Source organism: Actinoallomurus purpureus, assembly GCF_024055795.1.
GTDB classification, from domain to species: domain Bacteria; phylum Actinomycetota; class Actinomycetes; order Streptosporangiales; family Streptosporangiaceae; genus Actinoallomurus; species Actinoallomurus purpureus.
In genome coordinates, this window is sequence record NZ_JAMXMY010000027.1 from 14,998 (window position 1) to 27,956 (window position 12,959).

Here is a 12,959-nt window from a genome sequence, read left to right on the forward strand (position 1 = left end):
CCGCGGTGGTGCTGGCCGCCGCGACGCCAGCTGAACCATCGATGTCCGGGGACCAGCGGATGCTGGCCGCGCAGGTGGCCCGCCTCCAGCCGCGCGTCCAGGCCGAGGAGCTGGCCGTTTGCGCCAATACGTCGTTTCCGGACGATCTCAATGAGGCCACCCATCCAGGGCTGCCTCGGGCGCCTAAAGGCGCCACGACGATCGACACAAACAGGGAGTCAATAGCAATGCCCCAGGAAGAGAACACCAACAAGCAGCTCCCCTGCGGCTGCACCGGGACATGCACCTGCGCGTCGGACAAACTGGCGTGCGGCTGCCGGGGGACGTGCATCTGCTGGCTGGTAGGCGACTGGCCAGCTAGCTAGCCAACTAGTGCCGGCCCGCTCAACATGCCCCCGGCGCGCAGTGCGCGCGTCGGGGGTATCCGGAAGGGGGCCTCATCCGCCACAAGTCGGTGGTGTCGTGAGTTAGCCGCCGGTGATGTCTCCTTGCCGCCGGTGTGGACGGCGGATTGTCCCGGATCGGGCGGATCGGGCGGTCAACGACGGCGGCAACGTGGAGGGGGCGGCCCTGCGGCCCCCTCTCAGCCCGTTGCCGTTGTGTATGCCACTGGCGTATAGGCCGGGCCGCAGGAACTGGCGCAGGAGGACGGGAGGGAGAAGGAGTACACGCGGCCGCCGCCCACCGGCGCGTCGGAGGCGTCGACGACGCGGATCCGGTAGTCGCGGCCGGCGGTGGCCGTCGGGGCTATGACGTACGCCTGGCCCATGTCGCCGTCCATCGTGGCGTTCTTCCACGCGCTGCCGTCGTAGTACTGCACGCCGTGGATCCCGTTCGGCAGGTGGGAGACCGCGATGACCGGCCACCAGACCTGGGCGTTCTGCAGGAACCCGATCTTGATGTCGCCGGTGTATCCGGGCGCGGACACGAACTGCCAGCTGATGTGCCGGTTGTTCCAGTGGTTCGGGTACATGTCGCCGACCGGAGCGCCGTTCTTGACGAAGCGGTTGAGTGACCCCTGGGCGAGGTCGAGATGGTACGGATCGTCGCGGCACCAGGCGTTGCCGTCGGCGCAGCTGTCGGCGACCAGCATGGTCAGCGTCGCGCCGTCGTAGGCGTCGGCGGTCCAGGAGCCGTTCCGGCAGAACGGCTGGTTCGGCGCTCCGTCGTTGACGCCTGTGCAGTAGTCGCCGATGGTCACCTGGACGTACCGGCCGCAGTTCAGGCCGTTGGCGAAGATCCCCATCCGGGCCGCGTCCGACGCGGCGATCGGGCGGGGGTAGCCGTTGTAGTCGTGCGGCGTGTTGAAGACGTTGAGCGCGACGAAGTCCTGGCTGTCAATGTTCGCCTGCGGAAGGCCGCACCCGCCGTACGGGGAGCCGAGCCCGGTGAACCAGGTCGCGTTGCCGGTGACCGGGGACGACGCCGCCGGAGCCGCCCCGCCGACGCCCCCTGGGGCGACCGCTGCGCCGGACGACGCCCCGCCGGCCGCACCGCCGACGGTTCCGGGGGTGGCCGTCCCTCCGGAGGGTGTCCGGGCGGCCGGTGCGGCGAGGGCCGCGGTGTGCGATCCGGTCGCCATCGGGGACGTGCAGGCGAACATCAGCGCGCCCACGGCCGGCAGCCACCTACGCAGCCGGTAGCGCCTGCGGTTCCGCTCGGGCATCTGAGCCTCCGTCCAGGGGGTCGGTCAGTACACCGGGTTCCAGCCGTCCGATCCGGCCAGATACCGGGCCGGGGTGTAGGAGGGCGCTTGGGAAGCGCTCAGTTGCGGCCGGTTGGCGTTGACCGCCGCTCCGGCGCCCGTGTTCGTGTACTCGGAGAAGCGCGCGGTCTTCCACGAGAACCCGGACATGTCCGTCCAGGGGTCGTCACGGACGTGCGCGCCGAGCGTGCACTCGCGGAACAGCACCTGGCCCACCGCGTTGACGTCGCCGGACGGGTGCCAGGGGCGGCCGAGGTAGACGGACTTGGCGGAGGCGTTGCCGGTCAGCGTCGATCGGTAGAACAGGAAGCCGTACGGGTTGGTGTTGGTCGTGGCCGCCGCCGTGACGTACCCGTTGTTGGTGGACGAGCCGCGGCTGAGCGAGTGGATCTCCGAGCGGTCGAACACCGCGGTCCCCCGGCCGAAGATGAAGTCGACGTCGCCCTCGACGTAGGACGTGCGGATGTAGGACCGGCCGACCGTGCTCGTGCTCGCGGTCCACAGCAGCAGGGTGTCCTGGTTGCCGAGGACGCGCACGTTGTTGAGGACCGCGCGGTCCGCGTTGAGGTCGAGGGCCACCGCCTGCGAGCTCCCGTTCTTCGCCTCGTCGTAGTCGTTGGCGAAGGTCAGGTTCTCGGCGCGGAAGTCGCTGGCGGACACGGCCACCGTCGCGCTGCCCTGCGTGCCGTATGAGCTCGCCGCGTGGTTCTCGACGATGACGACCTGGTCCGCGGCCGACCCGAGGCCCTTGAGGGTGACGTGCGTCTTGGCGGACGCGACCGAGACGGTGCCCCGGTAGGTCCCCGGCTTGATGTCGACCTCGTACGTGCCGGAGCCGTTCGACGGGGCGGCGTCGACGGCGGCCTGGACGGTGGTGAAGTTCCCGCTGCCGTCCTTGGCCACGGTGACGACCGTGGCCGCCGACGCCGATCCGCCGAACGCCGTCACCGTCGTCAGTGCCAGCGACGACACGACGACCGCCACGGAACCGATGCGTGGTGTCCGGGGCATCCCGCCTCCCGAGGGGTCGACCGGGCGGGGCCACCCGGATCAGGAGCAGGTTCCGGCCAGTGGAACGCCGTGTCAAAAACTGGGTTCGCATCGGCGCTCACGACTCGGCGGTCTCCGGCCATCGCCTCAGGTCACCGGCCCGGTCGGCGGCGGGTCCGCGCTGAAGGTTTCACCGGCCGCCGCCCTGATCACTGAGCGGGGGGTCGGCGGTTCTTACGGAATGCGGACGGCTCGCCGTCGTTCCGGGCCGGGCCGCCTCCTCGCGGTTACCGTGCGGACATGCGCGTACTCGTGACCGGCTCCGCCGGGTTCATCGGATCCCACGTCGTCGAGGCGCTCCGGGAGCACGGCCATGACGTGCGCCCGTTCGACCTGCGGTCGGGCGAGGACGTCCGCGACGCCGCAACCGTCGCGCGGCGTCTCATCGGCGTCGACGCCGTCTGCCACCAGGCGGCCAAGGTCGGACTCGGCGTCGACGTCTCCGACCTCCCCGCGTACGCCTCCAGCAACGTCCTGGGCACGGCCGTCCTGCTCGCCGAGATGGCCGGGGCGGGCGTACCACGGCTCGTGCTGGCCTCCTCGATGGTCGTCTACGGCGAGGGCGCCTACGACTGTGCCGCGCACGGCCGGGTACGCCCCGGCCCGCGCGCGGAGAACGACCTGGCCGCCGGGCGGTTCGAGCCGCGCTGCCCGCTCTGCGGGGCGGTGCTGACGCCCGGCGCCGTCGGCGAGGACGCGCCCGTGGACCCCCGCAACGCCTACGCCGATTCCAAGCTCGCGCAGGAGCACCTCGCCGCGTCCTGGGCCCGTACGACCGGGGGAACCGTGATGGCGCTGCGCTACCACAACGTGTACGGGCCGCGGATGCCGCGCGACACCCCGTACGCGGGGGTCGCGGCGATCTTCCGGTCGGCCCTCGAACGCGGCGAGTCGCCCCGCGTCTTCGAGGACGGCGGGCAGCGTCGCGACTTCGTCCACGTGCGGGACGTCGCCCGTGCGAACCTCCTGGCGCTCGAGGCGGCCGGCCCGCGAACCGGGGAGCTGCGGGCGTACAACATCGCCAGCGGCGAGCCTCGCACGGTCGGGGAGATGGCCGGTGCCCTCGCCAAGGTGTACGGCGGGCCCGATCCCGTCGTGACCGGCGAATACCGGCTGGGCGACGTCCGTCACGTCGTCGCCTCCCCCGGCCGTGCCCGTACGGAGCTCGGCTTCCACTCCTCGGTCCCCTTCGAGGAGGGCATGACCGAGTTCGTCACCCGCCCCTGAGCCCCGTCGACGTCGACGAGCCGACACGGACGGGCTTCGACCCGGCCAGCACGGGCCGGTCGGCGCGGGCCGGTCGACGCGGGCCGGTCGACGCGGGCCGGTCGACGCGGGCTAGGCGGGCAGTCCGGCGCCGGCCGTTTACGTCAGAGGGTCGACCCTAGGCCGGTGGGCGAGCAGGATGCTCGGTGAACGTACAGACCGCAGGGTCTTCCGTCCGCTATGGGCTGGATCGGCCCGCCCTTTCCCGAGCCCTCCGCTCGGACGCGGGCGGGCGATCAGACGCCGATCCGACGCCGGACGACGAAGCGGCAGGCTGCTTCGGGTCAGACGCCGAGGGGGAGGCGGACCACGAAGCGGCAGCCGGAGCCCGCGTTCGACACGCCGATCTCCCCCGCGTGGGCCTCGACGATGCCGCGGGCGATGGCCAGGCCGAGCCCGGCTCCGCCGCCCGGCGTCCGCGCGGCCTCGCCGCGGAACGCCACGTCGAACAGGCGCGGCAGGTCCGCGTCCGGGATCCCGCCGCAGGCGTCGGACACCGTGACGTACGCCATGCCCTCCTCGGCTCCCGCGACGATCTCCACGCCGCCGTCCTCCGGGGTGTGCCGGATGGCGTTGACCACCAGGTTGCGCAGGGCCCGGCCGAGTTCGGCCGCGTCCACCTCGACGGGAAGGACGCCCTGCGCCTGCCCGCGCAGCCGTACGCCCTTGGCCCGCGCGAGGGGCTCCGTCCCCGCGACCGTCTCCGACACCAGGTCGCCGAGGCCCACCCGCTGCCGGGACAGCCGCAGCGCCCCGGCGTGGATCCGGGACAGCTCGAACAGGTCGTCGACCATCGTGGTGAGCCGGTCGGTCTCCGCCCGCATCTGCGCGTGGTACTGGCGGACGGTCCCCGCGTCGGCCACGACCTCGTCCTCCAGCGCCTCGGCCATGGCCCGCAGCCCGGCCAGCGGCGTGCGCAGGTCGTGGCTGACCCAGGCGACCAGCTCGCGGCGGCTGGACTCCAGGGCGCGTTCGCGGGCGCGGGCCGCGTCGAGGCGCTCGTACGCGGCGGACAGCTCGGTGCCGAGCTCGGCGAGTTCGGCGGGCAGCCGGCGCTCCGGCGGGCCGAACCTTCCGGTCTCCCCCGCCTGCCGCACGGACACCAGCAGCGAACGCGTGCCACCGATCAGCCGGTGGCCCAGCAGCAGCGACACCCCGAGCCCGACGAGTCCACCGATCACGGTGACCGTGAGCGCGACGGACCGGTCGTGGTCGCTGATCAGCATCTTCAGGGTGATCGCCACGATGCCGGCCACGGTGGCCAGGACGGTCGCGGCCGAGACGACGGCCAGCAGGGCGGCGATGGAACGCCCGCGCAGCGCGTACAACGCCGAGACGCCGACCGCCCCGACGAGCAGCGCGGCACCGGCGGCGTACGCCACCACCTCGACGAACGCGTTGAAAGGGATCATGTGAGCGGCTCGAATCGGTAGCCGACGCCCCAGACGGTGAGGATCCGCCGGGGCGCGGTGGGGTCTTGTTCGATCTTCTCTCTCAGCCGTCGGACGTGGACGGTGACCGTCGACGAGTCGCCGAACTCCCAGCCCCAGACCTTCTGGAGCAGGTCCAGGCGGGTGAACGCCTGCCGGGGATGTCGCATCAGGAACGCCAGCAGGTCGAACTCCCGTGCCGTCAGGGAGATCTCCTCGCCGCCGAGCCGCACCTCGTGGGCGGCGGCGTCCACGGTCAGGTCGCCGTCGGTGATCGTCTCACCGACCGGCGCGAGCGCGCCGCGCGCCCTGCGCAGGACGGACTTCACGCGCAGGGCCAGCTCACGCGGGCTGAACGGCTTCGTGACATAGTCATCGGCGCCCATCTCCAGCCCGATCAGCCGCTCGGTCTCCTCACCCAGCGCGGTCAGCATGACGATCGGCACCGGCCGGCGTTCGCGGAGCCGCCGGCACACCTCCAGCCCGTCGATGCCGGGCAGCATGAGGTCGAGGACGACGAGGTCCGGGGGCCGCTCCTCGGCGGCGCGCAGCGCGGCGTACCCGTCGGCGACGCAGACGACCTCGTGCCCGTCGCGGACGAGGTACCGGGACACCACGTCGGCGACGGTCGGATCGTCGTCGACGACGAGCACGCGCCCGGTCTCGGAACTCACCATGGGGACCACACCAATCCCTGGATCGTCAGCGCCGTCAGGGCCTGCGCGAGCAGCAGCGTACGGGCCGGCGGGCGGTGGACGGCGGGCGCGATCGTCATCCAGGCGGCGTACGGGATCCAGATCCGTTCCACCTCACCGCGCGTGACGCCGGACAGGTCCAGGGCGATCATCCCGGCGAGCGCGGCGGCGACCGGCCAGCCGAGCCGCCCGATCCACGAGGTGGCCTCCTCGGCCGGGCCGCCGGGGAGCATCGCCCGAGCGAGGGCGACGGCCCGCGGGAGGACGGCGGGCAGGGCCATCGCGGTCGCGGGGCCGATCAGCAGCGCCAGCACCGACAGGTCCCCGAGCAGGAAGTAGGCGTACGGCCGCGCGCGTGCTCCCCCGCCCGCGGCCCAGGCGACGTGCGTCCCGGCGACCCCGGCGAACCAGGAGAACCCCGCGATGGTGAAGGCTGCGGGGACGACCGCGCAGCCGGCGGCCAGCGCGACGAGGACCGGGCGCGGCGGCCGTGTCAGCACGAGGACGGCGAGCGGCAGCGCGAACATCGGCAGCAGCCCGTAGCTCAGGTACGGCAGGCAGCCGAGCAGCAGCCCGCCCGCGAACGCGTACGCGGGTGCGGGCGTCGGCGTGGACGCAGACATGGGCGCGGACGTGGACGCGGGCGCGGACGCGGACGCGGGCGTGGGCGTGGACGCGGGCGTGGACGCGGGCGTGGACGTCGGCGTGGACGTCGGCGCGGACGCGGGCGCGGGCGCGGGCGCGGGCGCGGGCGTGGGCCGCGTGGCGGCGAGGGCGACCAGGGCCACGGCCCAGGCCGCGACGCCGAGGAACAAGGCGTCGACGCTCGTGGCGACCCAGAGGGCGGTGGGCGCGAGGACGAGGAACGGCACCGCCCGGCGGGCCGCCTCGGCGCCGGCCAGCCTCCGCACGGTGAGCGCGATCGCGACCGAGGCCGAACTGCCCGCCGCGATCACCAGGGCCGCCGCCCAGCCCGCGCCGTGCAGGCCCGCACGCTGGAGCGCCCACAGGATCAGGGTCGGCAGGGGCGGGTGGCCCTTCACGTGCGTGGGGTACGCCTGCATGGCCCGCGTGAAGCCGCGCAGCCAGCGCAGCGGGTGGTCGCCGATCGCGGGCAGGCCCGCCAGGTACTCGGTCGGAGTGGTGAGCGGTCGGGCGAGGCCGTCCGGCAGCTGGAGCAGCACGGCCCACAGCGCGGATCCGAGCCACGCGACCGCGAGCAACGCCGCCCAGGGCAGCCGCCGGGCCGCGACCGGCAGGACGGCGACCGCGAGCAGGCCCACGGCCGCCGCGGGCAGCAGCGGGCCGATCAGCAGGCGGCGCACCGCGTGCAACGGCGGGAAGGGGTCCGCCGGCAGGTGCCCGGCGTCACGGAGGACGGCGCCCACCGCGAACCCGGCCAGGATGATCGCGAACCAGGCGGCGAGCGCCACCCGGCCGCGCCGGCCCGTAACCGGTCCGAAGCCGCGGACCGGCGCGCGGGCAGACCTGGAGGAACGCCCTCTCCGGCCGGGCGACCTCACCGGCACGCTGAAGCTGATCACCCCTTCACACTAGGGCTGACCAGTGCCGATGCGCCGGACACGTCATCACTCCGTAAGGGTTGGGCACGGGGTTCCCGGCGTAGCGTCAGGAACATGATCGACGTCGTACTGCCCTGCCTCGACGAGGCCGCCGCCCTGCCCTGGGTGCTGACGCGGATGCCCGAGGGCTTTCGCCCGATCGTGGTCGACAACGGATCGGCCGACGGCTCCGCCGAGGTCGCCGCCGCCCACGGCGCGCTGGTCGTCCACGAGCCGCGCCGCGGCTTCGGCGCCGCCTGCCATACCGGGCTGCTGGCCGCGACCGGCGACATCGTCTGCTTCATGGACGCGGACGCCTCCCTCGACCCCGCCGACCTGACCAGGGTCGTCGGTCTCCTGGCGAGCACCGCCGCGGAGAACGACGGCCCGGACGGGGCCGACCTCGTGCTCGGCCGGCGGCGCCCGGTGTCGCTCCGCGCGTGGCCGCCGCACGCCCGGCTCGGCAACGCCGTCGTCGCGCGCCGCGCGGGCCTGCGCGACCTCGGCCCGATGCGGGCGGCCCGGCGGACCCGCCTGCTCGACCTGGGCCTCACCGACCGGCGATCCGGGTATCCACTGGAGATGGTGCTGCGCGCCCGCTCCCGGGCCTGGCTGATCGCCGAGACGGACGTCGCCTACCACCCGCGTACGGGCCGTTCCAAGGTGACCGGCACCGTCCGGGGCACGCTGCGGGCCGTCCGCGACATGCGGCGCGTGCTGGAGACGGTATGACGACGCCCGTACGACCCGCTGACGACGCCGTCGGCGGTATGACGACGCTACTGGTCATCGCCAAGGAACCGGTGCCCGGCCGGGTCAAGACCCGGCTCACCCCGCCGTACACGCCCGCACAGGCGGCGGCGCTGGCGGAGGCGGCGCTGGCCGACACGCTCGCCGCCGTCGCGGCGACCCCGGCGGCACGGCGCGTGCTCGTCCTCGCCGGGCGCGCGGGGCGGTGGCTGCCGGAGGGGTTCGAAGTGATCCCGCAGCGGGGCGGCGGCCTGGACGAGCGGCTCGCGAACGCCTTCCACGACGCTGGCGGGCCCGCCGTCCTGGTCGGCATGGACACGCCCCAGGTCACCCCGGCGGCGCTCACCCGGGCGGCCCAGAGCCTCGACGACGGCGACGCGGTGTTCGGCCCGGCCGCCGACGGCGGGTTCTGGCTGCTGGGCCTGCGGGAGCCGGCTCCCCGCCTGTTCCTCGGCGTGCCGATGTCCCGCCCGGACACCGGTGCGCATCTGCGCGCCCGGCTGCGCGGCCTGCGGGTCACGACCCTCGGCACGCTGACCGACGTGGACACCGCCGCCGACGCCGTACGGGTGGCGGCGCAGGCGCCCGGCACCCGGTTCGCCGCCGCACTCGCCGGCATCGGCCGGGCCGAGGGCCCGCACGAACCAGTGGGCAGCGACCCGGCACAGGGAGGCGCGCGATGATCGGCGGGCTGTACGAAGGTTCGCTCGCCGGTCTCGGATCGGTGCGGATCGAGCACGCCGACGGACGGCGGGAACCCCTGCCGGTGGACCAGTGGTGCGACGGGCGGCCCGGTGACGACGCCCTGCTGGACCGCTGCGCCGGGCCGACGCTCGACGTGGGATCCGGCCCGGGGCGGCTCACCGTCGCGCTCGCCGAGCGCGGGCTGCCCGCGCTCGGCATCGACGTCACGCCGTACGCCGTCGAGATGACGCGGGCGGCGGGCGGTCTGGCGCTGCTCCGCGACGTGTTCGACCACGTCCCGGGCGCCGGGCGGTGGGAGACGGTGCTGCTGGCCGACGGCAACATCGGCATCGGCGGCGACCCTCCGGCGCTTCTGCGCCGCGTCGAGGCCCTGCTGCATCGGCGGGGCCGCGCGATCGTCGAACTCGGCGCGACGACGCGCACCGAGTGGGTGCGGCTCCGCGACGCACGGCAGGTGAGCGACTGGTTCCGCTGGTCGCACGTTGCCCGCGACGCGATCGGCGCGTACGCGGAGGAGGCCGGCCTGCGGGTGGCCGAGATCTGGACGGAGGCCGGGCGATGGTTCGCCGACCTGACCCCACCGGGCTGATCGCCGCTCTCCGAGAGTCGATCCCCGCCCGGCTGATCGCCGCTCTCGGACGGTCGATCCACCGCGAACGCGACGAGCGCGCGGAGCGGACCGCCGCGTGGCTCGGCGTGTGGCTCGGCATCAGCTTCACCGTGGCGTTCGTCACCGGGCTGATCAGCCATTTCATGCAGCATCCGCCGGGGTGGGCGGTCTGGCCGTCGCGGCCGGTCGGCCTCTACCGCCTCACCCAGGGCGTCCATGTGATCGGTGGCCTGGCCACGATCCCCCTCCTGCTCGCCAAACTGTGGACGGTCTACCCGAAGCTGTGGCAGTGGCCGCCGGTGCGCTCGGCCGGGCACGCGCTCGAACGGGCCCTGGTCCTCCCGCTGGTCGGCGGCGCGCTGTTCCAGCTCGTCACCGGCCTGTTCAACATCGCGTACTTCTATCCGTTCCCGTTCTTCTTCCCGGCGGCGCACTACTGGACGGCCTACATCGTCTACGGCGCGCTCGTCATCCACGTCGCCAACGAGTGGGCCAAGGTCCGTGGGCTGCGCAGGTCCGGATCCGCGGGCGGCGCGGCCGCCCGGCCCATGGGGCCGTCGCGCCGGGGTTTCCTCGCGACCGTCGCGGGGGCGTGCGGCCTGGTCGGGCTCACGACCGTCGGGGAGACGTTCACCCCGCTCGGCGGGCTCGCGCTCCTCGCTCCGCGCCGGCCGGGCGTGGGACCGCAACGGCTGCCGGTGAACAAGACGGCGGCGGCCGCCGGCATCACCCCGGATCCGGACTGGCGGCTCGCCGTCACCGGGGACGTCGCGCGTGAGCTGTCCCTCTCCCTCGCCGACCTGCGGGCCATGCCCCGCCACGTCGTACGGCTGCCGATCGCGTGCGTCGAGGGCTGGAGCGCGGAGGCGACCTGGGCCGGGGTACGGCTCCGCGACGTGCTCCACGCGGCGGGCGTCGACGCCGGCGTACGCGTCCGGGTGGAATCTCTCGAAGCAGGGGGGCGGTACCGGACCTCCGAGGTGGACCCGCCGCACTGGCACGACGAACTCACGCTCCTCGCCCTGGACCTGAACGGAGAGCCGCTGTCGCTCGACCACGGGTATCCCTGCCGGCTCATCGCCCCCGACCGCCCCGGCGTGCTGCAGACCAAGTGGATCGCCCGGCTGGTGGTGCACCGGCCGTGAGAGGACGACTGATCGCCTACGGCTTCGGCGCCACGTTGATCGGCGTCGGCGGCATCGGACTGCTGCGCGACGCCGCCGAAACGCGCCCGGCGGGCTGGCTGGTCTGGTTCGCGGGCGCGGCGCTCACGCACGACCTGCTGCTGGCCCCACTCGTGCTGGGCGCGGCGTTGCTGACCGGACGGCTGCCGGAACCGTACCGCCGGCCGGTCCGGGTGTCGCTGGTGCTCGCGGCCTGTGTCTCAGCGGTCGCGCTGCCGATGGTGCTCGGACTCGGCAACCGGGCCGGCGACCCGTCGCGGCTGCCCCGGGCGTACGGCGCCGACCTGGCGATCATCCTCGCCCTGATCGGCCTGGCGGGCGCCCTCGCCGTGGCGGTGAGCGCGGTACGGGTCAGACGAGGACGTTCCCGCCGTCCGCGGTGAGGACCGTGCCGGTGGCGGCGGCGACCCGTCACCGGCTCACTGCCGCGTCCCGGCGGGCTCAGTGCAACTGCGGGACGATCAGGTAGATGCCGTAACAGACGATCAGAGCGCACGCGAGGAAGCAGAGCCCCGCCGCCACGGTGGCGAGCGTCCCCGCCTGTCTCCGGTCGGCGCCCGCGGCCGGGCGTACCGACCAGGCGAGGACGCCCACTGCGAAGATCACAACGATCGCGACGCCGACGGCGAACGCGACGACGGCCACCTCTCCGAGAGCGGTCCACTTGATGTTCATCGCGCCACCTTTCACGCGGAGGCCTGGGAGGGCGACATGATCGGCGTCGTCGGGTGGTCGTTGACGTTGGCGGCGTGCACCGGATTCCGCCGGGACACCGCGTAGATCCCGGCCGCGACGGCGATCGCCGCGACGAAGACCACCGTGATCCCCACGGTGCCCTGCTCGGCGACCGCCGCGGCCACCCCGCCGACCGCCGCGGCGGCGGGCAGGGTGAACACCCACGCCAGTGCCATCCGGCCCGCGACGCTCCAGCGCACCTCCGCGAGCCGGCGGCCGATCCCGGCCCCGAGGATCGCGCCGGAGCACACCTGCGTCGTGGACAGCGCGAACCCGAGGTGGGAGGAGGCCAGGATCACCGTTGTCGCCGACGTCTCGGCCGCGAATCCCTGCGGCGACTCGATGTCGGTCAGCCCTTTGCCCATCGTGCGGATGATCCGCCACCCGCCGACGTACGTGCCGAGCGCGATCGCCGTGCCGGCCACCGTGACGACCCACCAGGGCGGCCCCGAGCCGTGCGACAGCACGCCCGCGGAGATCAGCGTGAGGGTGATGACGCCCATCGTCTTCTGCGCGTCGTTGGTGCCGTGCGCCAGCGACACGAGCGAGGCCGACGCGATCTGCCCGGCCCGGAACCCGCGGGTGACCTCCTGCCGGCGACCGCGCTGGGTGATGACGTACGCCAGGTAGGTCGCCGTCATCGCGACCACGCCCGCGATCAGCGGCGAGGCGACCGCGGGGATGAGGATCTTCTCCGTCACCACGCTGAAGTGGACGCCCTTGACCCCGGCGCCCACCCACGTCGCCCCGATGAGGCCACCGAACAGCGCGTGGGACGAGCTCGACGGCAGGCCGAGCACCCAGGTCACGAGGTTCCACACGATGGCGCCGACGAGCCCGGCGAAGATCATCGATGGCGTGACGAGGGTGTCATTGACGATCCCGCCGGAGATGGTCTTGGCCACCTCCGTGGACAGGAACGCGCCGACCAGGTTGAGCGCTCCCGAGATCGCCACCGCGATCCGGGGAGGCAGCGCGCCGGTCGCGATGGAGGTCGCCATCGCGTTGGCGGTGTCGTGGAAACCGTTGGTGAAGTCGAATGCCAGGGCCGTGATCACGACGGCCACGACCAGAAACGACCAGTTGCCCATCGATCCCGCCCTCTGCCTGCCCGGCGGCGTCTTTAGTCCAAGAGCCTACTTTGGCGCTCTTAACGGGCAGTGAATCGAACGCAACGCGGGAGTTGAGGTACGGCAATGACGCCGCAAGCGACGGCGGGGACGCGCCGCCGCCCCAGCGCCGACCGCCGGCGCCCTGGACGGCGTAC

13 protein-coding genes are annotated in these 12,959 nt (G+C 73.6%); 6 read left to right on the plus strand and 7 right to left on the minus strand.

Going from position 1 to position 12,959, the window contains the following annotated elements; all coding sequences use genetic code 11:
- Nucleotides 1-583: 583 nt before the first annotated feature.
- Entirely contained in the window at nt 584-1,666 is a 1,083-nt protein-coding gene (locus tag NE236_RS36620; RefSeq protein WP_252846851.1) for an RlpA-like double-psi beta-barrel domain-containing protein, read from the minus strand.
- 24 nt (nt 1,667-1,690) lie between these two features.
- Nucleotides 1,691-2,716 (minus strand): pectinesterase family protein, encoded by a 1,026-nt coding sequence (locus NE236_RS36625; RefSeq protein ID WP_252846856.1) that lies wholly within the window; start codon nt 2,714-2,716, stop codon nt 1,691-1,693.
- Nucleotides 2,717-2,995: 279 nt separating this feature from the next.
- Here NE236_RS36625 and NE236_RS36630 point away from each other — a divergent pair, with 279 nt between their 5' ends.
- The gene (locus tag NE236_RS36630) at nt 2,996-3,982 is read left to right on the plus strand and encodes an NAD-dependent epimerase/dehydratase family protein (protein ID WP_252846857.1); all 987 of its coding nucleotides are present in this window, start codon (nt 2,996-2,998) and stop codon (nt 3,980-3,982) included.
- A 323-nt stretch (nt 3,983-4,305) separates the two neighbouring features.
- Here the strand turns inward: NE236_RS36630 and NE236_RS36635 are convergent, their stop codons facing one another.
- Genes NE236_RS36635 through NE236_RS36645 form a run of 3 tightly spaced genes read right to left on the minus strand, consistent with a single transcriptional unit; the run spans nt 4,306 to nt 7,579 of the window.
- On the minus strand, nt 4,306-5,433 hold the full coding sequence (locus NE236_RS36635; RefSeq protein ID WP_252846858.1) for a sensor histidine kinase: 1,128 nt from the start codon (nt 5,431-5,433) through the stop codon (nt 4,306-4,308).
- Entirely contained in the window at nt 5,430-6,128 is a 699-nt protein-coding gene (locus NE236_RS36640) for a response regulator (protein WP_252846862.1), read from the minus strand. The genes NE236_RS36635 and NE236_RS36640 overlap by 4 nt, the downstream gene beginning before the upstream one ends.
- The gene (locus NE236_RS36645; protein WP_252846864.1) at nt 6,122-7,579 is read right to left on the minus strand and encodes a hypothetical protein; all 1,458 of its coding nucleotides are present in this window, start codon (nt 7,577-7,579) and stop codon (nt 6,122-6,124) included. The genes NE236_RS36640 and NE236_RS36645 overlap by 7 nt, the downstream gene beginning before the upstream one ends.
- Before the next feature lie 204 nt (nt 7,580-7,783).
- Here NE236_RS36645 and NE236_RS36650 point away from each other — a divergent pair, with 204 nt between their 5' ends.
- Genes NE236_RS36650 through NE236_RS36670 form a run of 5 tightly spaced genes read left to right on the plus strand, consistent with a single transcriptional unit; the run spans nt 7,784 to nt 11,340 of the window.
- On the plus strand, nt 7,784-8,440 hold the full coding sequence (locus tag NE236_RS36650) for a glycosyltransferase family 2 protein (protein WP_252846865.1): 657 nt from the start codon (nt 7,784-7,786) through the stop codon (nt 8,438-8,440).
- Complete coding sequence (locus NE236_RS36655; RefSeq protein WP_252846867.1) at nt 8,437-9,141, plus strand: TIGR04282 family arsenosugar biosynthesis glycosyltransferase; 705 nt, start codon at nt 8,437-8,439, stop codon at nt 9,139-9,141. Before NE236_RS36650 ends, NE236_RS36655 begins: the two co-directional genes overlap by 4 nt.
- Nucleotides 9,138-9,752, plus strand: coding sequence for a class I SAM-dependent methyltransferase (locus NE236_RS36660; RefSeq protein ID WP_252846868.1), 615 nt, complete (start codon nt 9,138-9,140; stop codon nt 9,750-9,752). Before NE236_RS36655 ends, NE236_RS36660 begins: the two co-directional genes overlap by 4 nt.
- Nucleotides 9,722-10,918, plus strand: a complete 1,197-nt coding sequence (locus tag NE236_RS36665) for a molybdopterin-dependent oxidoreductase (protein WP_252846869.1) — start codon at nt 9,722-9,724, stop codon at nt 10,916-10,918. Before NE236_RS36660 ends, NE236_RS36665 begins: the two co-directional genes overlap by 31 nt.
- The gene (locus NE236_RS36670; protein WP_252846870.1) at nt 10,915-11,340 is read left to right on the plus strand and encodes a hypothetical protein; all 426 of its coding nucleotides are present in this window, start codon (nt 10,915-10,917) and stop codon (nt 11,338-11,340) included. The genes NE236_RS36665 and NE236_RS36670 overlap by 4 nt, the downstream gene beginning before the upstream one ends.
- A 58-nt stretch (nt 11,341-11,398) precedes the next feature.
- On the opposite strand, the gene NE236_RS36675 is transcribed toward NE236_RS36670, so the two are convergent.
- Both NE236_RS36675 and NE236_RS36680 read right to left on the minus strand, forming a co-directional pair.
- Nucleotides 11,399-11,632: a hypothetical protein gene (locus tag NE236_RS36675; RefSeq protein WP_252846871.1), complete on the minus strand. Its 234-nt coding sequence runs from the start codon at nt 11,630-11,632 to the stop codon at nt 11,399-11,401.
- Nucleotides 11,633-11,643: 11 nt separating this feature from the next.
- Nucleotides 11,644-12,783 (minus strand): inorganic phosphate transporter, encoded by a 1,140-nt coding sequence (locus tag NE236_RS36680; RefSeq protein ID WP_289851347.1) that lies wholly within the window; start codon nt 12,781-12,783, stop codon nt 11,644-11,646.
- Nucleotides 12,784-12,959: the final 176 nt, after the last annotated feature.